At 54.0% G+C, this 21,689-nt stretch carries 13 protein-coding genes, 1 tRNA gene, 3 rRNA genes, 2 pseudogenes and 1 other annotated feature; of the genes and pseudogenes, 9 read left to right on the top strand and 10 right to left on the bottom strand.

Annotated features, from left to right (window positions below; translation table 11 throughout):
- Nucleotides 1-100 precede the first annotated feature (100 nt).
- The 5 genes and pseudogenes from trxC (at nucleotide 101) to WLO32_RS15625 (ending at nucleotide 5,842) form a co-directional block, all read left to right on the top strand.
- Nucleotides 101-520, top strand: coding sequence for a thioredoxin TrxC (gene trxC / locus WLO32_RS15605; protein WP_121265835.1), 420 nt, complete (start codon nucleotides 101-103; stop codon nucleotides 518-520).
- 77 nt (nucleotides 521-597) lie between these two features.
- Nucleotides 598-1,299: a tRNA-uridine aminocarboxypropyltransferase gene (locus tag WLO32_RS15610; protein ID WP_435945912.1), complete on the top strand. Its 702-nt coding sequence runs from the start codon at nucleotides 598-600 to the stop codon at nucleotides 1,297-1,299.
- A gap of 32 nt (nucleotides 1,300-1,331) precedes the next feature.
- The gene (locus WLO32_RS15615; RefSeq protein ID WP_435945914.1) at nucleotides 1,332-3,992 is read left to right on the top strand and encodes a bifunctional acetate--CoA ligase family protein/GNAT family N-acetyltransferase; all 2,661 of its coding nucleotides are present in this window, start codon (nucleotides 1,332-1,334) and stop codon (nucleotides 3,990-3,992) included.
- A gap of 114 nt (nucleotides 3,993-4,106) precedes the next feature.
- Entirely contained in the window at nucleotides 4,107-5,462 is a 1,356-nt protein-coding gene (gene pssA, locus WLO32_RS15620) for a CDP-diacylglycerol--serine O-phosphatidyltransferase (RefSeq protein WP_435945915.1), read from the top strand.
- A gap of 55 nt (nucleotides 5,463-5,517) precedes the next feature.
- A pseudogene (locus tag WLO32_RS15625) lies at nucleotides 5,518-5,842 on the top strand (YfiM family lipoprotein).
- Here WLO32_RS15625 and WLO32_RS15630 read toward each other — a convergent pair.
- The 9 genes from WLO32_RS15630 to rluD all read right to left on the bottom strand — a co-directional run bounded on the left by WLO32_RS15630 (nucleotide 5,839) and on the right by rluD (nucleotide 17,855).
- On the bottom strand, nucleotides 5,839-7,140 hold the full coding sequence (locus tag WLO32_RS15630) for an MFS transporter (RefSeq protein ID WP_435945916.1): 1,302 nt from the start codon (nucleotides 7,138-7,140) through the stop codon (nucleotides 5,839-5,841). The pseudogene WLO32_RS15625 and the gene WLO32_RS15630 sit on opposite strands and share 4 nt — an antisense overlap.
- Nucleotides 7,141-7,311: 171 nt before the next feature.
- On the bottom strand, nucleotides 7,312-7,767 hold the full coding sequence (locus WLO32_RS15635) for a DUF4385 domain-containing protein (protein WP_435945918.1): 456 nt from the start codon (nucleotides 7,765-7,767) through the stop codon (nucleotides 7,312-7,314).
- A 152-nt stretch (nucleotides 7,768-7,919) separates the two neighbouring features.
- Nucleotides 7,920-8,035: ribosomal RNA gene (rrf, locus tag WLO32_RS15640) — 5S ribosomal RNA — on the bottom strand.
- A 106-nt stretch (nucleotides 8,036-8,141) separates the two neighbouring features.
- Nucleotides 8,142-11,047, bottom strand: a 23S ribosomal RNA gene (locus WLO32_RS15645).
- A 212-nt stretch (nucleotides 11,048-11,259) separates the two neighbouring features.
- A tRNA-Glu gene (locus WLO32_RS15650) sits at nucleotides 11,260-11,335 on the bottom strand.
- A gap of 85 nt (nucleotides 11,336-11,420) precedes the next feature.
- A 16S ribosomal RNA gene (locus WLO32_RS15655) occupies nucleotides 11,421-12,962 on the bottom strand.
- Together the 16S, 23S and 5S rRNA genes with 1 tRNA gene alongside form the textbook arrangement of a ribosomal RNA operon.
- A gap of 465 nt (nucleotides 12,963-13,427) precedes the next feature.
- A complete protein-coding gene (gene clpB / locus WLO32_RS15660) occupies nucleotides 13,428-16,001 on the bottom strand; it encodes an ATP-dependent chaperone ClpB (protein ID WP_435945919.1) in 2,574 nt (857 codons plus the stop codon).
- 130 nt (nucleotides 16,002-16,131) lie between these two features.
- On the bottom strand, nucleotides 16,132-16,878 hold the full coding sequence (gene yfiH, locus WLO32_RS15665; RefSeq protein ID WP_435945921.1) for a purine nucleoside phosphorylase YfiH: 747 nt from the start codon (nucleotides 16,876-16,878) through the stop codon (nucleotides 16,132-16,134).
- On the bottom strand, nucleotides 16,875-17,855 hold the full coding sequence (gene rluD / locus WLO32_RS15670) for a 23S rRNA pseudouridine(1911/1915/1917) synthase RluD (RefSeq protein ID WP_121264354.1): 981 nt from the start codon (nucleotides 17,853-17,855) through the stop codon (nucleotides 16,875-16,877). Before rluD ends, yfiH begins: the two co-directional genes overlap by 4 nt.
- A 130-nt stretch (nucleotides 17,856-17,985) precedes the next feature.
- On the opposite strand from rluD, the pseudogene bamD reads away from it, so the two are divergent.
- The 4 genes and pseudogenes from bamD (at nucleotide 17,986) to pheA (ending at nucleotide 20,751) form a co-directional block, all read left to right on the top strand.
- Nucleotides 17,986-18,724 (top strand): annotated as a pseudogene (gene bamD / locus WLO32_RS15675) (outer membrane protein assembly factor BamD).
- Nucleotides 18,725-18,994: 270 nt separating this feature from the next.
- Nucleotides 18,995-19,336 (top strand): ribosome-associated translation inhibitor RaiA, encoded by a 342-nt coding sequence (gene raiA, locus WLO32_RS15680; protein ID WP_121264348.1) that lies wholly within the window; start codon nucleotides 18,995-18,997, stop codon nucleotides 19,334-19,336.
- A 107-nt stretch (nucleotides 19,337-19,443) separates the two neighbouring features.
- Nucleotides 19,444-19,569: a sequence feature (Phe leader region), on the top strand.
- The gene (gene pheL, locus WLO32_RS15685) at nucleotides 19,445-19,492 is read left to right on the top strand and encodes a pheA operon leader peptide PheL (protein WP_201279432.1); all 48 of its coding nucleotides are present in this window, start codon (nucleotides 19,445-19,447) and stop codon (nucleotides 19,490-19,492) included. Its footprint overlaps the feature before it by 48 nt.
- Before the next feature lie 21 nt (nucleotides 19,570-19,590).
- Nucleotides 19,591-20,751: a bifunctional chorismate mutase/prephenate dehydratase gene (pheA, locus tag WLO32_RS15690; protein WP_435945923.1), complete on the top strand. Its 1,161-nt coding sequence runs from the start codon at nucleotides 19,591-19,593 to the stop codon at nucleotides 20,749-20,751.
- Between the two features lie 32 nt (nucleotides 20,752-20,783).
- Here the strand turns inward: pheA and WLO32_RS15695 are convergent, their stop codons facing one another.
- Complete coding sequence (locus WLO32_RS15695) at nucleotides 20,784-21,659, bottom strand: SMP-30/gluconolactonase/LRE family protein (protein WP_435945925.1); 876 nt, start codon at nucleotides 21,657-21,659, stop codon at nucleotides 20,784-20,786.
- Nucleotides 21,660-21,689: the final 30 nt, after the last annotated feature.

A 21,689-nucleotide genomic window follows, 5' to 3' on the forward strand; every position in this document is an offset into this window, starting at 1 on the left:
TTTGTTGACACCAAATTAATCACCGATACTATTTAACATATTAGAAACATTATCGGTTATTCACGCCGATCTCCTGACAACACACCTTTAGAGGTTAGTTATGAATACCGTTTGTGCCGACTGCCAGGCTATTAATCGCATTCCTGACGACCGCATTGACGACGTTGCAAAATGTGGGCGCTGCGGCCACGAACTCTTTGATGGCGAAGTCGTTAATGCTACCGGCGAAACGCTGGACCAGCTGCTAAAAGACGATCTGCCGGTGGTGGTGGATTTCTGGGCGCCATGGTGCGGCCCCTGCGTTAACTTCGCCCCTATTTTTGAAGACGTTGCCGAAGAACGTAGCGGTAAAGTTCGCTTTGTTAAGGTCAACACCGAAGCGGAGCCGGCGCTGAGCGCGCGTTTCCGCATTCGCAGCATTCCGACCATTATGATCTTCAAAAAGGGCGAGATGGTGGACATGCTAAACGGCGCCATGCCGAAAGCGCCGTTCGACGGCTGGTTGAACGAAAACATCTGACCGCCAAAGCGGGGCACGATTCTTGTGCCCCGCTTTGCTATCTACGCTAGAATAGCGTTTTTGCTTCCGTATCCCTGATGACCGAAAACGCTGTTCTTCGTCTTCGCGCTGAACGCCTGGCGCGCGCTACTCGTCCCTTTCTTGCCCGTGGTAACCGCATTCGCCGTTGCCAGCGCTGCCTGCTGCCGCTGAAACTGTGCCTGTGCGATACGCTCCAGCCGCGGCCCGCGCGCAGCCGCTTTTGCCTGGTAATGTTCGATACCGAGCCCATGAAGCCAAGCAATACAGGCCGTCTGATCGCCGATATTCTTCCGGATACGGCAGCGTTTCAGTGGTCGCGTACCGAGCCGCCGCAGGAACTGCTCGACTTAGTGGCCGATGCCGGCTATCAGCCGATGGTCGTTTTCCCCGCCTCCTACGCCGACGAAGGCAGAAAGGTCCTCACCGCGCCGCCGCTTTCCGGCAAACCACCGCTGTTTATTATGCTCGACGGAACCTGGACCGAAGCACGCAAAATGTTTCGTAAAAGCCCGTGGCTTGATGCGCTGCCCGTGATATCCGTGGATTTGAGTATCTCATCGGCCTACCGCCTGCGGGTCGCAAGCGTTGACGGTCAATATTGCACCGCCGAAGTCGCAGCGGCCCTGCTGGAACAGGCAGGCGATGAGCAGGCTTCCGCTGGCCTGACGCAGCATTTCACTCTTTTCCGCGAGCGCTATCTGGCGGGTAAACCCCATCATCAGGGCAGCGTCACAGCAGCGGAGCCAGAAAGCGTTTAAACTCACGTAGACATTTCTCAGGGGAGAGAACGATGAGTCAACGTGGGCTGGAGGCGCTGCTGCGCCCCAAATCGATCGCCGTCATTGGAGCCTCAGCGAAAACCGATCGCGCAGGCTATCTGATGATGCGTAATCTGCTGGCCGGGGGGTTTAATGGACCCGTGATGCCGGTGACGCCAGGCTATCAGGCCGTCTGCGGCGTGCTGGCCTGGCCTGATGTTGCCAGCCTTCCTTTTCCGCCCGACCTTGCGGTTATCTGCACCCATGCAAAACGCAACTTTGAGTTACTGCAGGCTCTTGGCGAAAAGGGCTGCAAGGCGTGCATTATCCTCTCCGCTTCGCCGGAACAGTTACCTGAGCTGTTAGCCTGCGCCAACCGCTGGCAGATGCGCTTGCTTGGCCCGAATAGCCTCGGCCTGCTTGCGCCCTGGCAGGGGCTGAACGCCAGTTTTTCCCCGGTGCCTATTCAGAAAGGCAAACTGGCGTTTATTTCCCAGTCCGCCGCCGTCTCTAACACCATTCTCGACTGGGCCCAGCAGCGTGAAATGGGCTTTTCCTGGTTTATCGCCCTTGGCGATAGCCTGGATATCGACGTAGACGAGCTGCTTGATTATCTGGCTCGGGATAGCAAAACCAGCGCGATTTTGCTTTATCTTGAACACCTCAGCGATGCGCGGCGCTTTGTCTCCGCCGCGCGAAGCGCTTCTCGCAACAAACCCATTCTCGTTATTAAAAGCGGCCGCAGCGCCAGGGCCCAGGCTTTGCTGAAGACCCATCCGGGCCTGGATTCGGCCTGGGATGCGGCGATTCAACGCGCCGGCCTGCTGCGCGTGCAGGATACCCATGAGCTGTTTTCGGCGGTAGAAACCCTAAGCCATATGCGCCCGCTTCGCGGCGAGAGGCTGATGATTGTCAGTAACGGGGCCGCGCCTGCCGCTCTCGCCCTGGACGAGCTATGGCTACGTAACGGCAAGCTGGCCTCGTTAAGCGAAGAAACCCTGAGCAAGCTGCGGGAGGCTTTGCCTGTAAGCGTCGAGAGCGGCAACCCGTTAGATCTGCGTGATGATGCAACGCCCGAACGCTATCTGCGCGCCGCTGAAGCCCTGCTCAACAGCCAGGATTTCGATGCGCTGATGATTATTCACGCTCCCAGCGCTGCGGCGCCGGGTACGGAAAGCGCGGCGGCATTAATAGAACTACTGCGTCATCATCCACGGGGAAAATACGTCACTTTACTCACCAACTGGTGCGGCGAGTTTTCCTCCCAGGAAGCCCGCCGACTGTTCAGCGACGCGGGCATACCAACCTACCGCACTCCGGAGGGCACGGTTACGGCGTTTATGCATATGGTTGAGTACCGCAGAAACCAGAAACAGCTGCGCGAGACGCCCGCCCTGCCAGCAAGCCTTGCGGCCAAAACCAGCGACGTGCATGAGCTTATTCAGCAGGCCTTACAGGATGGCGCCACGTCCCTTGATACTCACGAAGTGCGGCCGATTTTGCAGGCGTATGGCCTGAACACGCTGCCGACCTGGATCGCCTGCGACAGCGCGGAAGCCGTCCATATCGCCGAACAGATTGGCTATCCCGTGGCGCTTAAACTGCGCTCGCCGGATATCCCGCACAAGTCGGAGGTTCAGGGCGTCATGCTGTATCTGCGTACGGCCAGCGAGGTGCAGCAGGCCGCAGACGCCATTATCGATCGCGTGAAAATGGCCTGGCCGCAGGCGCGCATCCACGGTTTGCTAGTGCAAAGCATGGCGAACCGCGCGGGCGCTCAGGAAATGCGCGTGGTGGTGGAACAGGATCCGGTATTCGGGCCGCTGATTATGCTCGGCGAAGGCGGCATTGAGTGGCGGCCGGACCAGCAGGCCGTTGTCGCTCTCCCTCCGCTCAATATGAATCTTGCCCGCTATCTGGTTATTCAGGCGATAAAAAGCGGTAAAATCCGGGGCCGCAGTGCGCTGCGCCCGCTTGATATTCCCGGCATCAGTCAAATTCTGGTTCAGGTGTCCAACCTGATCGTGGATTGTCCGGAGATCCACCGTCTGGATATTCATCCTTTGCTGGCCTCGGGCAACGAGTTCACGCTGCTGGACGTTACGCTGCAGCTGGCGCCGTTCGAAGGCGATCCCGATGCGCGTCTTGCCGTGCGCCCTTATCCCTATCAGCTGGAAGAAAAAGTGGTTCTTAAAAACGGCGAGAGCTGCCTGTTCCGCCCTATCCTTCCCGAAGACGAACCCCAGCTGCAGCTGTTTATCGCCCAGGTCACCAAAGAGGATCTTTATTATCGCTATTTCAGCGAGATAAACGAATTTACCCATGAAGATTTAGCCAACATGACCCAGATCGACTACGATCGGGAAATGGCCTTTGTGGCGGTGCGTCGGCATAACGACGGGGAAGAAATTCTCGGCGTCACGCGAGCCATTTCCGATCCCGATAATATCGATGCCGAGTTCGCGGTGCTGGTGCGATCCGACTTAAAAGGCCTGGGACTGGGCCGCCGTTTACTGGAAAAGCTGATTGCCTATACGGGCGATCACGGCCTGCAAAGGCTAAACGGCATCACTATGCCGAACAATCGGGGCATGGTTACGCTTGCCAGAAAACTGGGCTTTGAAGTCGACATACAGCTTGAAGATGGTATCGTTAGCCTGACTTTACCCCTGGTAAAAAGCGCAGGTTCGTGAGTAAGGCACTGGAAAACTTACTCACTTTGCGAAACAGTAGTGGTATTATCAGCAGGTTCTGACGTCTGGATTTTGCAGAAGGCCATCCAATGAATAGAGAAGATATGCACTGTGATGTTGTCTAAATTTAAGCGTAACAAACATCAACAACACCTTGCCCAATTGCCAAAGCTTTCTCAGTCAGTTGATGATGTAGAGACCCTTTTCTCCCCTGCGGATTTCCGCGAAGCCTTGCTGCAAAAAATTGCCAGCGCAACGCGCCGTGTTTGCATTGTCGCGCTGTATCTGGAGCAGGACGATGGCGGCAAAGGCATTCTTTCCGCGCTCTATGAAGCAAAGCAAAAGCGCCCGGAAATAGAAGCAACGGTTCTGGTCGACTGGCACCGCGCGCAGCGAGGCCGTATCGGCGTAGCCGCAACCAACACCAATGCGGACTGGTATCACCGCCTGTCGGAGCAATATCCCGGTGTGGATATTCCGGTTTACGGCGTGCCTGTTAATACCCGCGAAGCGCTGGGCGTTCTGCACTTCAAAGGCTTTATTATTGATGACAACGTTATCTACAGCGGCGCCAGCCTGAACGACGTTTATCTTCACCAGCATGACAAATACCGCTATGACCGTTATCAGGTAATAGGTAACGCACAGCTTGCGGACCTGATGTATGACTGGGTGAATCAGCACCTGGTTCGCGGCCGGGCGGTGCATCGTCTTGACAGCCAGCAGCGCCCTAAAAGCCCGGAAATCAAAAACGATATTCGTCTGTTCCGCCAGGAGCTGCGCGACGCGACTTTTCATTTCCAGGGAAACGCCGATAACGAGCAGCTTTCCGTTACGCCGCTGGTCGGGCTTGGGAAATCCAGCCTGCTCAATAAAACCATCTTCCATCTGATGCCCTGCACGGAACAGAAGCTGGTTATCTGCACGCCTTATTTCAACCTGCCTGCGGTGCTGGTGCGCAATATTATTCAGCTGCTGCGCGACGGCAAACAGGTGGAAATTATCGTTGGCGACAAAACCGCTAACGACTTCTATATTCCGGAAGATCAGCCGTTTAAGATCATCGGGGCGCTGCCCTATTTGTACGAAATAAACCTGCGTCGCTTCCTTAGCCGTCTGCAGTATTACGTTAACAGCGGGCAGCTGATCGTTCGCCTGTGGAAGGACGACGATAACAGCTATCACCTGAAAGGAATGTGGGTCGACGACGAGTGGATGCTGCTTACCGGGAATAACCTCAACCCACGAGCCTGGCGTCTGGATCTTGAAAACGCCATCCTGATCCACGATCCGAAACAGCAGCTGGCGGCGCTTCGTCTTCGCGAACTGGAACTGATCCGTACCCACACGACGGTAGTACAGCACTATCGCGACCTGCAAAGCATTGCCGAATATCCGGTAAAAGTACGTAAGCTGATTCGACGCTTACGCCGTATCCGAATCGATCGCCTGATAAGCCGTATTCTGTGATTCATCTATAATTAAGGCCCTGCTGAGCAGGGCTTTTTTATAGATGAGGCTGAAGATGCAAAGGATAATCTTACCGGCAATATTTCTGTTAAGCGGCTGCAGCCATATGGCGCAGGATAGCTGGTCTGGTCAGGACAAAGCGCAACACTTTATGGCATCGGCTATGCTTGCCGCAGCGGGCAACGAATACGGCCCAGCGGCAGGGCTGGAGTAGCTCACGCAGCGCGAACTTTGGATTGCTCTTCGCAACCGGCCTGGGCGCGTCGAAAGAGCTATGGGATAGCCGCGCCGCGGGTAGCGGCTGGAGCTGGAAAGACTTCACCTGGGATATAGCCGGTGCGGCCACCGGCTATACACTATGGCAGCTGGCGGAGCACTAAAGTTTTATTCCTTTACCCTTACGATGCAGCATCAATGACACCAGGAAAGCCACGGCGCCCATTCCCGAAACGTACCAGAAAAATGCCGTCTCACTGCCGACTGATTTAAGCGACAGAGCGACATATTCAGCAGAGCCGCCAAACAACGCATTAGCCACCGCATAAGAAAGGCCCACGCCCAAAGCGCGAACCTCTGGCGGGAACATTTCCGCCTTCAGGATCCCGCTGATCGAGGTGTAAAAGCTTACGATCAGCATGGCCAGCATCACCAGACCAAAGGCTGCGTAAGGCGAACTCACGTTCTGTAGCGCAGTAAGAATTGGCACGGTCAGAACCGCCGCCAGCCCGCCAAAACAGAGCATCGAATTTCGACGGCCGATTTTGTCTGACAGCGCGCCGAAAAGAGGCTGTACCAGCATAAAAATAAACAACGCGAAGGTCATCAACGCGCTGGCAACATTGGCGTGCATCCCGGCGGTGTTCACCAGGTATTTCTGCATATAGGTAGTGAAGGTATAGAAACTTAGCGAGCCGCCGGCCGTAAAGCCCAGCACCATAATAAAGGCGCGGCGGTTTTTCCACAGGCCGCCAAGCGTACCCGCATCCTTGTGTTCCCTGACGGATTTATCCGCCGTCTCATCCAGCGATCGGCGTAAATAGAGCGCAACGATAGCCAGCACGGCACCGATAGCGAAAGGTATACGCCAGCCCCAGCTGTGCAGCGCCCCATCGCTTAAAACCTGCTGCAGCACCACCACGACCAGCAGCGCCAAAAGCTGGCCGCCGATAAGGGTTACATACTGGAAGGACGCATAAAACCCTTTTCGTCCCTCAACGGCGACTTCACTCATATAGGTGGCGCTCGTACCGTATTCGCCGCCAACTGACAGTCCCTGGAATAAACGAGCCAGCAGGAGCAAAGCCGGAGCCCATGTTCCAATAACGGCATAGCCGGGCAAACAGGCGATAACCAGAGAGCCAAAGCACATCATGCACACGGAAATAAGCATCGACTTTTTGCGCCCATGCCTGTCGGCAATATAGCCAAATAGCCAGCCGCCGATAGGACGCATCAAAAATCCGGCCGCAAAAACGCCGGCGGTCTGCAGAAGCTGGGTCGTGGTGTTACCTGACGGGAAAAAGATATGGGCGAAATAGAGCGAACAGAATGAATAGACGTAAAAATCGAACCATTCAACCAGGTTACCTGACGAAGCTCCGACAATGGCCCAGATGCGGCGACGGGTGTCCTGTGCGTCTGACGCTAATTTATCTTCGGTTACCGCGGTTTCTGTCATTATAATTTTCTCCTGTTTTCCATAGCGGGCAAATCCCCGTCTTACAGTAAAGCAGGTAGCATATTTGATGCATGATTATTAATGGCATGACGCTAACTTGTTAATAAACTCGTGACGAAGCTTTATGTTTACTGCAATCCCGGAAAAGCATTACCTTTTCGGGAAGTGAATTTAGCCCCATTTTTTTTGATGCGCCTTTTTACGAGCAATATAGTCTTCATCTGCGCGTATGCGGTCCCAGAAACTTTTAAAGATGCTGGCGGCTTGCGCCTTAACAGGATCGTTTCCACGCGGTAATTCTTTACCCTGAGGATCGTATTTGCGGCCACCCTGATGGTTCGCATAACGCCGCGCTCTTGTGTATCCCATCTGGATAAACTTGCGGGCCATGTCCATACCTACAAAATCATTGGCCTCGCGGTAGCCCTCAAAAAGCTGGTAAATTTTTTCCGCCGATTGCCTTGCTGCGGCAGGATCCTTAAAACGCCAGAACGGTAAGATTTCACTTTTATAGGGCTCGACAAGCAGCACGCCCTGCTCACCGCGACCAACCTGATATCGCTCAGGCTGTTCGCGGAAGTCGATGCTGGAAAAGTCTTGTTGATAGCAAAATTCACGCGTCGGCAAGGAATGCTCCAGGGATAAAAGTTTCTTTTTAGCCTGGCAGAGGAAGTGTATTACGCCAATACGTCATGGCTGAACAGAAGGTAGTAAGGCGTTTTGTAAATCGCAGACGACAAAAAGGCCATCCGCAAGGATGGCCTTTTTGTCTGTTTGGAGCCTGGCAGTTCCCTACTCTCGCATGGGGAGACCCCACACTACCATCGGCGCTACGGCGTTTCACTTCTGAGTTCGGCATGGGGTCAGGTGGGACCACCGCGCTGTTGCCGCCAGGCATATTCTGTTCTCCGGCCGTCACTGCTCATGACCACCGGCTTAAAATCTCGGTTCAGGCTGAAAATCAAATTATTCTGTCTCTCACAAAACACCTTCGGTGTTGTAAGGTTAAGCCTCACGGATCATTAGTACTGGTTAGCTCAATGCATCGCTGCACTTACACACCCAGCCTATCAACGTCGTCGTCTTCAACGTTCCTTCAGGAGACTTGAAGTCTCAGGGAGAATTCATCTCGGGGCAAGTTTCGCGCTTAGATGCTTTCAGCGCTTATCTCTTCCGCATTTAGCTACCGGGCAGTGCCATTGGCATGACAACCCGAACACCAGTGATGCGTCCACTCCGGTCCTCTCGTACTAGGAGCAGCCCCCCTCAATTCTCCAGCGCCCACGGCAGATAGGGACCGAACTGTCTCACGACGTTCTAAACCCAGCTCGCGTACCACTTTAAATGGCGAACAGCCATACCCTTGGGACCTACTTCAGCCCCAGGATGTGATGAGCCGACATCGAGGTGCCAAACACCGCCGTCGATATGAACTCTTGGGCGGTATCAGCCTGTTATCCCCGGAGTACCTTTTATCCGTTGAGCGATGGCCCTTCCATTCAGAACCACCGGATCACTAAGACCTGCTTTCGCACCTGCTCGAGCCGTCACTCTCGCAGTCAAGCTAGCTTATGCCTTTGCACTAACCTCACGATGTCCGACCGTGATTAGCTAACCTTCGTGCTCCTCCGTTACGCTTTAGGAGGAGACCGCCCCAGTCAAACTACCCACCAGACACTGTCCGCAACCCGGGTAACGGGTCTACGTTAGAACACCAGCCATTAAAGGGTGGTATTTCAAGGTTGGCTCCACGCAGACTGGCGTCCACGCTTCAAAGCCTCCCACCTATCCTACACATCAAGGACCAGTGTTCAGTGTCAAGCTATAGTAAAGGTTCACGGGGTCTTTCCGTCTTGCCGCGGGTACACTGCATCTTCACAGCGAGTTCAATTTCACTGAGTCTCGGGTGGAGACAGCCTGGCCATCATTACGCCATTCGTGCAGGTCGGAACTTACCCGACAAGGAATTTCGCTACCTTAGGACCGTTATAGTTACGGCCGCCGTTTACCGGGGCTTCGATCAAGAGCTTCGCCTTGCGGCTGACCCCATCAATTAACCTTCCGGCACCGGGCAGGCGTCACACCGTATACGTCCACTTTCGTGTTTGCACAGTGCTGTGTTTTTAATAAACAGTTGCAGCCAGCTGGTATCTTCGACTGGCTTCAGCTCCATCCGCAAGGGACTTCACCTACGCGCCAGCGTGCCTTCTCCCGAAGTTACGGCACCATTTTGCCTAGTTCCTTCACCCGAGTTCTCTCAAGCGCCTTGGTATTCTCTACCTGACCACCTGTGTCGGTTTGGGGTACGATTCTGTGTTACCTGATGCTTAGAGGCTTTTCCTGGAAGCAGGGCATTTGTTACTTCAGCACCGTAGTGCCTCGTCATCACGCCTCAGCCTTAAAGTGTTCCGGATTTGCCTGGAACACAAGCCTGCACGCTTAAACCGGGACAACCGTCGCCCGGCCAACATAGCCTTCTCCGTCCCCCCTTCGCAGTAACACCGAGTACAGGAATATTAACCTGTTTCCCATCGACTACGCCTTTCGGCCTCGCCTTAGGGGTCGACTCACCCTGCCCCGATTAACGTTGGACAGGAACCCTTGGTCTTCCGGCGAGCGGGCTTTTCACCCGCTTTATCGTTACTTATGTCAGCATTCGCACTTCTGATACCTCCAGCAGACCTCACAGTCCACCTTCAACGGCTTACAGAACGCTCCCCTACCCAACAACACATAGTGTCGCTGCCGCAGCTTCGGTGCATGGTTTAGCCCCGTTACATCTTCCGCGCAGGCCGACTCGACCAGTGAGCTATTACGCTTTCTTTAAATGATGGCTGCTTCTAAGCCAACATCCTGGCTGTCTGTGCCTTCCCACATCGTTTCCCACTTAACCATGACTTTGGGACCTTAGCTGGCGGTCTGGGTTGTTTCCCTCTTCACGACGGACGTTAGCACCCGCCGTGTGTCTCCCGTGATAACATTCTCCGGTATTCGCAGTTTGCATCGGGTTGGTAAGCCGGGATGGCCCCCTAGCCGAAACAGTGCTCTACCCCCGGAGATGAATTCACGAGGCGCTACCTAAATAGCTTTCGGGGAGAACCAGCTATCTCCCGGTTTGATTGGCCTTTCACCCCCAGCCACAGGTCATCCGCTAATTTTTCAACATTAGTCGGTTCGGTCCTCCAGTTAGTGTTACCCAACCTTCAACCTGCCCATGGCTAGATCACCGGGTTTCGGGTCTATACCCTGCAACTTAACGCCCAGTTAAGACTCGGTTTCCCTGCGGCTCCCCTATACGGTTAACCTTGCTACAGAATATAAGTCGCTGACCCATTATACAAAAGGTACGCAGTCACCCCATAAAGAGGCTCCCACTGCTTGTACGTACACGGTTTCAGGTTCTGTTTCACTCCCCTCGCCGGGGTTCTTTTCGCCTTTCCCTCACGGTACTGGTTCACTATCGGTCAGTCAGGAGTATTTAGCCTTGGAGGATGGTCCCCCCATATTCAGACAGGATACCACGTGTCCCGCCCTACTCGTCGAACTCACAGAAGGTGTGCCTTTGTGTACGGGAGTATCACCCTGTACCCTGCGACTTTCCAGACGCTTCCACTGACACACAAACTGATGCTGGTTCTGGGCTGTTCCCCGTTCGCTCGCCGCTACTGGGGGAATCTCGGTTGATTTCTTTTCCTCGGGGTACTTAGATGTTTCAGTTCCCCCGGTTCGCCTCGTTAAGTTATGTATTGGCTTAACGATAGTGCAACGGATTGCACTGGGTTTCCCCATTCGGAAATCGCCGGTTATAACGGTTCATATCACCTTACCGGCGCTTATCGCAGATTAGCACGTCCTTCATCGCCTCTGACTGCCAGGGCATCCACCGTGTACGCTTAGTCGCTTAACCTCACAACCCGAAGATGTTTCGCTTCAGATTATGAAAATTTGAGAGACTCGAACATATCGTAAACCCATTCTTTATTACGGAAGAATGAGACGACATGTCGTTTCAATTTTCAGCTTGTTCCGGATTTTTAAAGAGCAAATATCTCAAACGTGATTCCTGAGAATCAGTTTTGAGATAGTTCGGCACGCATCTTTCACTTACATACCAGCAAGTGGCGTCCCCTAGGGGATTCGAACCCCTGTTACCGCCGTGAAAGGGCGGTGTCCTGGGCCTCTAGACGAAGGGGACACTGAAGTCTCACTCGCAAGACGCCTTGCTTCTTTACTTCTATCAGACAATCTGTGTGAGCACTGCGCGGGTTGTATCTTTAAGGTAAGGAGGTGATCCAACCGCAGGTTCCCCTACGGTTACCTTGTTACGACTTCACCCCAGTCATGAATCACAAAGTGGTAAGCGCCCTCCCGAAGGTTAAGCTACCTACTTCTTTTGCAACCCACTCCCATGGTGTGACGGGCGGTGTGTACAAGGCCCGGGAACGTATTCACCGTGGCATTCTGATCCACGATTACTAGCGATTCCGACTTCACGGAGTCGAGTTGCAGACTCCGATCCGGACTACGACGCACTTTATGAGGTCCGCTTGCTCTCGCGAGGTCGCTTCTCTTTGTATGCGCCATTGTAGCACGTGTGTAGCCCTACTCGTAAGGGCCATGATGACTTGACGTCATCCCCACCTTCCTCCAGTTTATCACTGGCAGTCTCCTTTGAGTTCCCGGCCTAACCGCTGGCAACAAAGGATAAGGGTTGCGCTCGTTGCGGGACTTAACCCAACATTTCACAACACGAGCTGACGACAGCCATGCAGCACCTGTCTCACGGTTCCCGAAGGCACTAAGCTATCTCTAGCAAATTCCGTGGATGTCAAGAGTAGGTAAGGTTCTTCGCGTTGCATCGAATTAAACCACATGCTCCACCGCTTGTGCGGGCCCCCGTCAATTCATTTGAGTTTTAACCTTGCGGCCGTACTCCCCAGGCGGTCGACTTAACGCGTTAGCTCCGGAAGCCACTCCTCAAGGGAACAACCTCCAAGTCGACATCGTTTACGGCGTGGACTACCAGGGTATCTAATCCTGTTTGCTCCCCACGCTTTCGCACCTGAGCGTCAGTCTTTGTCCAGGGGGCCGCCTTCGCCACCGGTATTCCTCCAGATCTCTACGCATTTCACCGCTACACCTGGAATTCTACCCCCCTCTACAAGACTCTAGCCTGCCAGTTTCGAATGCAGTTCCCAGGTTGAGCCCGGGGATTTCACATCCGACTTGACAGACCGCCTGCGTGCGCTTTACGCCCAGTAATTCCGATTAACGCTTGCACCCTCCGTATTACCGCGGCTGCTGGCACGGAGTTAGCCGGTGCTTCTTCTGCGAGTAACGTCAATTGCTGAGGTTATTAACCTCAACACCTTCCTCCTCGCTGAAAGTACTTTACAACCCGAAGGCCTTCTTCATACACGCGGCATGGCTGCATCAGGCTTGCGCCCATTGTGCAATATTCCCCACTGCTGCCTCCCGTAGGAGTCTGGACCGTGTCTCAGTTCCAGTGTGGCTGGTCATCCTCTCAGACCAGCTAGGGATCGTCGCCTTGGTGAGCCGTTACCCCACCAACAAGCTAATCCCATCTGGGCACATCTGATGGCAAGAGGCCCGAAGGTCCCCCTCTTTGGTCTTGCGACGTTATGCGGTATTAGCTACCGTTTCCAGTAGTTATCCCCCGCCATCAGGCAGTTTCCCAGACATTACTCACCCGTCCGCCACTCGTCGGCAAAGAAGCAAGCTTCTTCCCGCTACCGTTCGACTTGCATGTGTTAGGCCTGCCGCCAGCGTTCAATCTGAGCCATGATCAAACTCTTCAATTAAAAGCTTGATGTGCTTCAACACGTGAAGCGGTGCTCAAAGATTACATTCACATAATTCACTAATGAATTACTGTCTGGTCACTCTTCAAGGCTTGATATTTTTTTGCACCCGAAGATGCTGAGATATCAATCCTGCGAGTGCCCACACAGATTGTCTGATAAATTGTTAAAGAGCGGTGCAATCAGCGGCGAAGCCTGCTGTTGCGAGGTGGCGTATATTACGCTTTCCTCTTTCAGAGTCAAGCGTTTATTTTCGCTTTCGTCTGCCTGACGGGCCGGTTTGTAAGCCGTTGTGCCGTGTCAGTGGAGGCGCAGTATAGGGATTTTTCTGAGGCTGACAAGTATAAAATAGAAAAAACTTATCGTTTGGCTACTTTCCAGGCAATAAGGCCGAATTTCGTTATCTTTTGCCTGGATTTTAAACAAAAACGAGCCCCGCAGGGCTCGTTTAATAAGTTTTGTGGCTTACTGAACGGCCACAATATGATTATCTTTTACCTCCAGCTTAACTAATTTCCCCGGAATCAGTTCTCCAGACAGAATTTGCTGAGCCAGCGGGTTCTCGATTTGCTGCTGAATAGCGCGTTTCAGCGGTCGGGCGCCGTATACCGGGTCATAACCGTTTTCACTAAGCAGCTTCAGCGCGTCGTCGGAGAGGGTAACTTCATAGCCACGCTCTTCCAGACGTTTATACAAGCGCTGCAGCTGAATCTGCGCAATAGAAGCAATGTGGCGTTCGCCCAGCGGATGGAAGACCACCACCTCATCAATACGGTTAATGAACTCCGGACGGAAGTTGCTGCTGACCACGCCAAGCACCAGCTCCTTCATGTGTCCATAATCCAGTTCGCCGAAACGTTCCTGAATCAAATCTGACCCCAGGTTAGAAGTCATGATGACCACCGTATTCCTGAAGTCGACCGTTCTGCCCTGCCCGTCGGTGAGTCGCCCGTCATCCAGCACCTGCAACAGAATGTTGAAGACATCCGGATGCGCTTTCTCAACTTCATCGAGCAGAATCACGGAATAAGGGCGACGGCGAACCGCTTCCGTCAGGTATCCCCCTTCTTCATAACCTACATAGCCAGGAGGCGCCCCAACCAGACGCGAGACGGAGTGTTTTTCCATAAACTCGGACATGTCGATACGCACCATCGCATCGTCGCTATCGAACATGAAGTTCGCCAGCGCTTTGCAAAGCTCGGTTTTACCCACCCCTGTCGGCCCAAGGAACAGGAACGAACCAATCGGGCGATTAGGATCGGATAACCCGGCGCGGCTACGACGAATGGCGTTCGAAACGGCTTCCACGGCTTCATCCTGGCCGATAACGCGCTGGTGAAGATCTTTTTCCATCCGCAGCAGCTTCTCGCGCTCCCCTTCGAGCATGCGAGCGACGGGGATACCGGTCCAGCGGGCCAGAACATCGGCGATTTCTACGTCGGTTACCTTATTGCGCAGCAGGCGCATGGTTTTACCTTCGCTCTGGGTCGCCGCCGCCAGCTGTTTTTCCAGCTCGGGAATTTTCCCGTACTGCAGCTCGGACATGCGGGCCAGATCGCCAACGCGGCGGGCCTGCTCAATAGCGATTTTCGCCTGCTCCAGCTCGGCTTTAATTGTCTGGGTGCCGGAAAGCGAGGCTTTCTCAGCTTTCCACTCTTCTTCCAGCACCGAGTATTCGCGCTCTTTAAGCTCTAACTCTTCGTTGAGCATGCCGAGGCGTTTCTGGCTGGCTTCGTCCGACTCTTTCTTCAGCGCCTGCTGTTCCAGCTTGAGCTGAATAATACGGCGGTCGAGCCGGTCGAGTTCTTCCGGCTTCGAGTCAATCTGCATACGGATGCTGGAAGCGGCTTCATCGATAAGGTCGATGGCTTTATCCGGCAGCTGGCGATCGGCGATATAACGATGCGACAAGGTTGCGGCCGCAACGATCGCCGGGTCCGTGATTTGCACGTGATGGTGCAATTCGTAGCGTTCCTTCAGCCCGCGCAAAATCGCGATGGTGTCTTCGACGGAAGGCTCGGCCACAAAGACTTTCTGGAAACGGCGCTCAAGGGCGGCGTCTTTTTCTATATACTGTCGATATTCATCAAGCGTGGTGGCGCCCACGCAGTGCAGTTCACCGCGCGCCAGCGCAGGCTTGAGCATATTGCCCGCGTCCATTGCGCCGTCGGCCTTACCCGCGCCAACCATAGTGTGCAGCTCGTCAATAAACAGAATGACGTTGCCTTCCTGCTTAGAGAGGTCGTTAAGCACGCCTTTCAGACGCTCTTCAAATTCGCCGCGGTATTTCGCCCCGGCCACCAGCGCGCCCATATCCAGCGCCAGCACCCGGCGGCCTTTCAGCCCTTCAGGAACTTCGCCATTAATAATGCGCTGCGCCAGCCCTTCGACAATGGCCGTTTTACCTACGCCCGGCTCACCGATAAGCACCGGGTTGTTTTTGGTACGGCGCTGCAATACCTGAATGGTGCGACGAATTTCTTCATCGCGACCGATGACCGGATCCAGCTTGCCCTGTTCGGCACGCTCGGTCAGATCGACGGTGTATTTTTTCAATGCCTGACGCTGGTCTTCGGCATTCTGATCGTTCACGTTTTCACCTCCACGCATTTGCTCAATCGCAGCTGTCACATTTGTCGTGGTGGCGCCCGCTGATTTCAGTAAGTCAGTCAATGTGCCACGCGACTCCAGCGCAGCCAGAACAAAGAGTTCCGATGAGATAAAATTATCGTTTCTTTTTTGCGCGAGCTTGTCGCACAGATTAAGCACGCGCATCAAATCCTGCGAAGGCTGCACGTCACCGCCGGTTCCTTCGACCTGCGGTAAACGGCTCAACGCCTGTTCGATTGCCGTGCGTAGCTGCCCCGCGTTCACGCCCGCGGAGGTCAGTAAAGGACGTACAGATCCTCCTTCCTGATTGAGCAGCGCGCTCATCAAGTGAAGAGGTTCGATAAATTGATTGTCGTGCCCGAGAGCCAACGACTGGGCATCGGCGAGGGCAAGCTGGAATTTATTGGTAAGACGATCCAGACGCATAACTCCTCCCATAAACAGGTCAAATTTGCTACTGGAGATTAAATGAGGTCATCCCTCAATTATTCAAGGTTAATGACCTGAAATATGTGAGCGTTGAGTTACCCGCACTGGATCGTCTTGATTCTATAGGTTATATCAGCCAAATAAAACTTGCCATACGGCCGGTGATTCTGTCGCGGCGATATGAGAAGAAATCGCCTGCTTCACTGTGGGTACAGCGATTGCCGCCGTAGACCTGTTCGACCCCGGCATTGGCAAGACGCTGGCGCGCCAGCGTGTAGATATCAGCATAATACTTTTCGTCCACGGGCCGGAAAGCCGCATCCGCCTTCGCATCTTTAGCGACAAATGCTTCGCGCACTTCCGGACCAACTTCGAATGCGTCCGGGCCGATGGCAGGTCCAAGCCAGGCGATGATATTTCCCGGGCTGTCTTTAAAGCAGGCGATGGTCTCTTCGAGAACGCCTGCGCATAATCCGCGCCACCCTGCATGTGCGGCCGCGACTTCCGTACCGGCTTTGTTAGAGAATAGCACCGGTAAACAATCCGCCGTCATTACCGCACAAACCGTACCCGGCGTATCGCTGTAAGAAGCATCCGCACGCTTTGACGCGTAAGGCTCGCCGGTCAGTCTTAGTACCGCGGTTCCGTGCACCTGCTCAAGCCAGACGGGCTTTGAAGGCAAATCAGCCGCGGCATAAAAAAGACGTCGGTTCTCTTCGACATGCTCAGCAGCATCCCCGCAGTGGGCGCCAAGGTTGAGCGAATCGTAGGGAGGCAGGCTGACTCCGCCGATACGCGTTGAGCTACAGGCGCCGACACCTTGCGGCATCGGCCATTGCGGAAAGATTAACTGCGGGGTGGTCGTTTTACTCATAGCCAGTCCAGCTGATCCTTATGGGCTTCGGTATCTACGCGCAACGCTTCTATCAGCTCCACCATATCCTGTGGAATCGGCGCATGCCACTCCATCAGCATGCCGCTGATGGGATGATAAAGACGCAGCATCGTCGCGTGCAGAGCCTGACGGTCGAACTTGCGCAGCACGGCAACGAACTCTTCCGAAGCGCCTTTTGGCGGGCGCGGACGGCCGCCGTAGAGCTGATCGCCCACCAGAGGATGAGTGATATGCGCCATATGAACACGAATCTGGTGAGTACGGCCCGTTTCCAGGCGCAGGCGCAGGCGGGTATGTACGCGGAAGTGTTCCATAATGCGATAATGCGTTACCGCCGGTTTACCCATGGGATGAACGGACATATGGGTACGTTTGGTCGGGTGACGGCTGATCGGCTCTTCCACCGTGCCGCCCGCGGTCATATGACCGATAGCGACAGCTTCGTACTCGCGTGTAATTTCACGCAGCTGCAGCGATTCCACGAGGCGAGTTTGCGCAGGAACGGTCTTGGCGACCACCATCAAACCAGTCGTGTCTTTATCCAGACGGTGAACGATGCCCGCGCGCGGCACATCGGCAATCGGCGGATAATAATGCAGTAAGGCGTTCAGCACCGTGCCGTCCGGATTACCGGCGCCCGGGTGCACCACAAGGTCACGAGGCTTGTTAATGACAAGAATGTCATCATCTTCGTAGACAATATTGAGCGGGATATCCTGCGCTTCCCAGCGTACATCCTCTTCGATTTCGGCATTGATGGTGACGCTTTCTCCACCCAACACTTTTTCTTTTGGTTTGTCGCTGACTTTGCCATTGACCAGCACGCGCTGGTCAAGAATCCATTCTTTTATACGCGAACGTGAATAATCCGGGAACAATTCGGCCAAAGCCTGATCTAAGCGTTGACCGAGTTGTGAATCGGATACTGTTGCGTTGAGTTGTACTAGTTGTGCCATAGACAGCTTCTTCGTTAACGTTGGGTTTTACGGCAATGCCGTTTAATATAGTGTGCTATTGTAGCTGGTCTTTATCGGGAGCTGGAAATGCGAGCCTCCCGGATAACATTCTGAGGAAAGTCAAAACGTCATGACGCGTATGAAATATCTGGTGGCAGCTGCCACGTTGAGCCTGGCTTTGGCTGGTTGCTCCAGTTCCAAGGATGAGGTTCCTGATAATCCACCTTCTGAGATCTATGCGACCGCCCAGCAAAAGTTGCAGGACGGTAACTTTAAAGCGGCGATAACGCAACTGGAAGCTCTGGATAACCGTTATCCGTTCGGGCCTTACTCGCAGCAGGTGCAGTTGGATCTGATTTACGCCTACTACAAAAACGCCGACCTGCCGTTGGCTCAGGCGGCCATCGACCGCTTTATGCGCCTTAACCCTACCCATCCGAACATCGATTACGTGCTTTACATGCGTGGGCCTGACGGATATGGCGTTGGATGATAGCGCATTACAGGGTTTCTTTGGCGTCGATCGTTCCGATCGCGATCCGCAGCACGCGCGTGATGCCTTTAACGATTTCTCAAAGCTGGTTCGTGGCTACCCGAACAGCCAGTACGTCACCGACGCCACCAAACGTCTGGTGTTCCTGAAGGATCGTCTGGCGAAGTATGAACTTTCCGTGGCGCAATACTACACCAAACGCGGCGCGTGGGTGGCAGTTGTTAACCGTGTTGAAGGCATGCTGCGCGATTATCCGGATACCCAGGCAACCCGTGACGGGTTAAAACTGATGGAAAAAGCGTATCGTGAAATGCAGATGCCGGGTCAGGCGGACAAGGTGGCGAAAATTATCGCAGCCAACGGCAGCACCAGCTGATTAGCGTACTCCAGAAACACAAAACGGCAGCCGCGGCTGCCGTTTTTATTGCCCGAAACGCCAAACTGAAACGGTTTAGCATCAGGTCATCCCATCAAATATGAACGCTATTTCTGTCTTCCACAAGCGATATCGGCAGATATCCTGCCCTGCCTCACAAAAAGCTGTCCTTGACAAAAAGTGACAAAATAACGTGATTTACATCACACTTTTTGACATTAAGAGAGGTATGCTGGAGTTACCAAGACGGGAAAGACAAGAGGTAACTTTATGACAATGAACATTACCAGCAAGCAAATGGAAATCACCCCGGCTATTCGTCAACATGTCGCGGACCGTCTCACTAAACTGGACAAGTGGCAAACTCACCTCATTAATCCACACATTATTTTGTCCAAAGAACCACAGGGGTTTGTGGCTGATGCCACCATAAGTACGCCGAACGGGCAGCTCGTCGCGAGCGCCAAGCATGATGATATGTACGCGGCCATCAACGAACTAATAAACAAACTGGAGCGGCAGCTAAACAAGGTGCAGCACAAAGGCGAAGCGCGGCGCACTACGGGTTCAGTGAAAGATGTTGCCTTCGCAGAAGAATCTGAAGAAGAATAATTTTAAAAAGCAATTAACGTAAACGACGCGCCTCCGGGCGCGTTTTTTGATTGACAGGGCGAAAACAGAACGAGTAAGTTAATCCGCAGACTTGTAAGGAATTAGCCCATGAGACTTCTGCCGTTTTTCTTCGCATTCTTTTTTACCTTCCCCTGACCGGGAGGCAATTCGTCGTGTGATAAAGAATGCGAAGACGAACAAACAGGCCTCCCCAAACGGGAGGCCTTTTTTATGGACATCGAAAAGGTAGCGTTATGACTGAGACAAACCCCTTGCTGGCTCTGCGCGATAAAATCAGCGCCCTGGATGTGAAGCTGCTGGCCCTGCTGGCAGAACGTCGCGGGCTTGCCATAGAAGTTGGTAAGGCGAAGATTGAGTCTCACCGTCCGGTACGCGACATCGACCGCGAGCGGGATTTGCTGGAGCGCCTGATTGCGCTGGGAAAAACCCATCACCTGGACGCGCACTATATTACCCGCCTGTTCCAGCTTATCATCGAAGATTCGGTGCTGACCCAGCAGGCTTTGCTGCAGCAGCATCTGAATAAAACCAACCCGCACTCTGCCCGCGTTGCCTTCCTCGGTCCGAAAGGCTCCTATTCGCATCTTGCGGCCCGTCAGTACGCCGCACGTCATTTCGAGCAGTTTATCGAAAGCGGCTGCGCCAAATTCCACGATATCTTCAATCAGGTTGAAACCGGCCAGGCCGATTACGCCGTGGTGCCTATTGAAAATACCAGCTCCGGCGCGATTAACGACGTGTACGATTTGCTTCAGCACACCAGCCTTTCCATCGTCGGAGAAATGACGGTGCCTATCGACCACTGCGTGCTGGTAAGCGGCACAACGGATTTAGATAAGATCGAAACGGTTTACAGCCATCCGCAGCCTTTCCAGCAGTGCAGCCAGTTCATCAATCGTTATCCGCACTGGAAAATCGAATACTGCGAAAGCACATCCGCGGCGATGGAAAAAGTCGCGCAGGCGAATTCTCCTCACGTCGCCGCGCTGGGTAGCGAAGCCGGCGGCGCGCTCTATGGCCTGCAGGTGCTTGAACGCAACCTGGCAAACCAGACGCAAAATATTACCCGCTTCATTGTGCTGGCGCGTAAAGCGATCGACGTTTCAGAACAGGTTCCGGCTAAAACTACCCTGCTTATCGCCACCGGTCAGCAGGCCGGCGCGCTGGTGGAAGCCCTGCTGGTTCTGCGCAATCACAATCTGATTATGACGAAGCTCGAATCCCGTCCGATTAACGGCAATCCGTGGGAGGAGATGTTCTACCTGGACGTTCAGGCCAATCTGAAAGATGCGGAAATGCAGAAAGCGTTGCGTGAGCTGGCAGAGATCACCCGCTCGATGAAGGTGCTCGGCTGCTATCCAGGCGAAAACGTCGTGCCTGTCGATCCAGCCTGACGCTGACTGCGGTAAGCCAGCGTCAGGCTGGCTTACCGGTTTTCTTTAAACTTCAGCTTTGCCAGGCCCGCAACCTCGGTCCGCAGCGTAAAAATAGCGCCAGAAAGCGGACGTTCAGCAAGCTCCGCCTCATCCATATTTTCTCGCGTAGTGGTGATAAACAGCGTTTTCATGTCGGCGCCGCCAAAACAAACCATGGTCGGGCAGCGTACCGGCAAAAGATGTTCTTCCAGCACCTCGCCCTCAGGGGACAGCCGCGCGATACGATATCCGTCGAACAACGCCGTCCAGTAGCAGCCTTGCGCATCTATGGCGGCCCCGTCAGGAATGCCCTCACCCGCGGCAAAGCGTTTAAATACCTGTCTTGTCCCCGGCTCGCCCAGCTCATTGAGCGGCGTGCGATAAATCACCCTGTTTGGCGTATCCGAAGTGTACATCCACTTTTTGTCCTCGCTGAAAGCCAGGCCGTTCGCGCCGTGGATGTCGTGCTGGATGATATGCGGCGTCAGATCCCGATCGACGCGGCACAGCAGCGCGCCGTTGTAATCACCCGGCCCCCAGAATGTGCCCGCATAAAAGCGGCCGTCACGATCGGTGCCGCCATCGTTAAAACGCGCAAGCTCGGGATTATTCGGATTATCACAGACTTTCCGGGTGATAAGCCCCGTTTGGTTGGTCAGATAAATTCCGCTGCGCAAGGCTACGATAAAACCGCCGTTTTCACGAAAGGCGAAACATCCCACCTCTTCAGAAAACTGAATCACGTCGTGCCTGCCGCTCGCCGTATGGTAGCGGTGTATTTCGTTTTCAAGGATATCAGTCCAGTAAAGGCTTTCTTCCTCTGCGTTCCACGTAGGGCATTCTGGTAGGTGACCGATGTAGTCAAACAGGCGTTGCGGCTGTGCCATCTCAGGTATCCTTATCGCAAAAAAAAGCCA

The sequence above is a fragment of the Dryocola mayonis genome, from assembly GCF_051307045.1.
GTDB lineage: Bacteria > Pseudomonadota > Gammaproteobacteria > Enterobacterales > Enterobacteriaceae > Dryocola.

Excerpts from the sequence above, each read along its gene's own strand:
- trxC (WP_121265835.1), top strand. The coding sequence starts at position 101 with ATGAATACCGTTTGTGCCGACTGCCAGGCTATTAATCGCATTCCTGAC.
- WLO32_RS15610 (WP_435945912.1), top strand. The coding sequence starts at position 598 with ATGACCGAAAACGCTGTTCTTCGTCTTCGCGCTGAACGCCTGGCGCGC.
- WLO32_RS15615 (WP_435945914.1), top strand. The coding sequence starts at position 1,332 with ATGAGTCAACGTGGGCTGGAGGCGCTGCTGCGCCCCAAATCGATCGCC.
- pssA (WP_435945915.1), top strand. The coding sequence starts at position 4,107 with ATGTTGTCTAAATTTAAGCGTAACAAACATCAACAACACCTTGCCCAA.
- WLO32_RS15630 (WP_435945916.1), bottom strand. The coding sequence starts at position 7,140 with ATGACAGAAACCGCGGTAACCGAAGATAAATTAGCGTCAGACGCACAG.
- clpB (WP_435945919.1), bottom strand. The coding sequence starts at position 16,001 with ATGCGTCTGGATCGTCTTACCAATAAATTCCAGCTTGCCCTCGCCGAT.
- yfiH (WP_435945921.1), bottom strand. The coding sequence starts at position 16,878 with ATGAGTAAAACGACCACCCCGCAGTTAATCTTTCCGCAATGGCCGATG.
- rluD (WP_121264354.1), bottom strand. The coding sequence starts at position 17,855 with ATGGCACAACTAGTACAACTCAACGCAACAGTATCCGATTCACAACTC.
- raiA (WP_121264348.1), top strand. The coding sequence starts at position 18,995 with ATGACAATGAACATTACCAGCAAGCAAATGGAAATCACCCCGGCTATT.
- pheA (WP_435945923.1), top strand. The coding sequence starts at position 19,591 with ATGACTGAGACAAACCCCTTGCTGGCTCTGCGCGATAAAATCAGCGCC.
- WLO32_RS15695 (WP_435945925.1), bottom strand. The coding sequence starts at position 21,659 with ATGGCACAGCCGCAACGCCTGTTTGACTACATCGGTCACCTACCAGAA.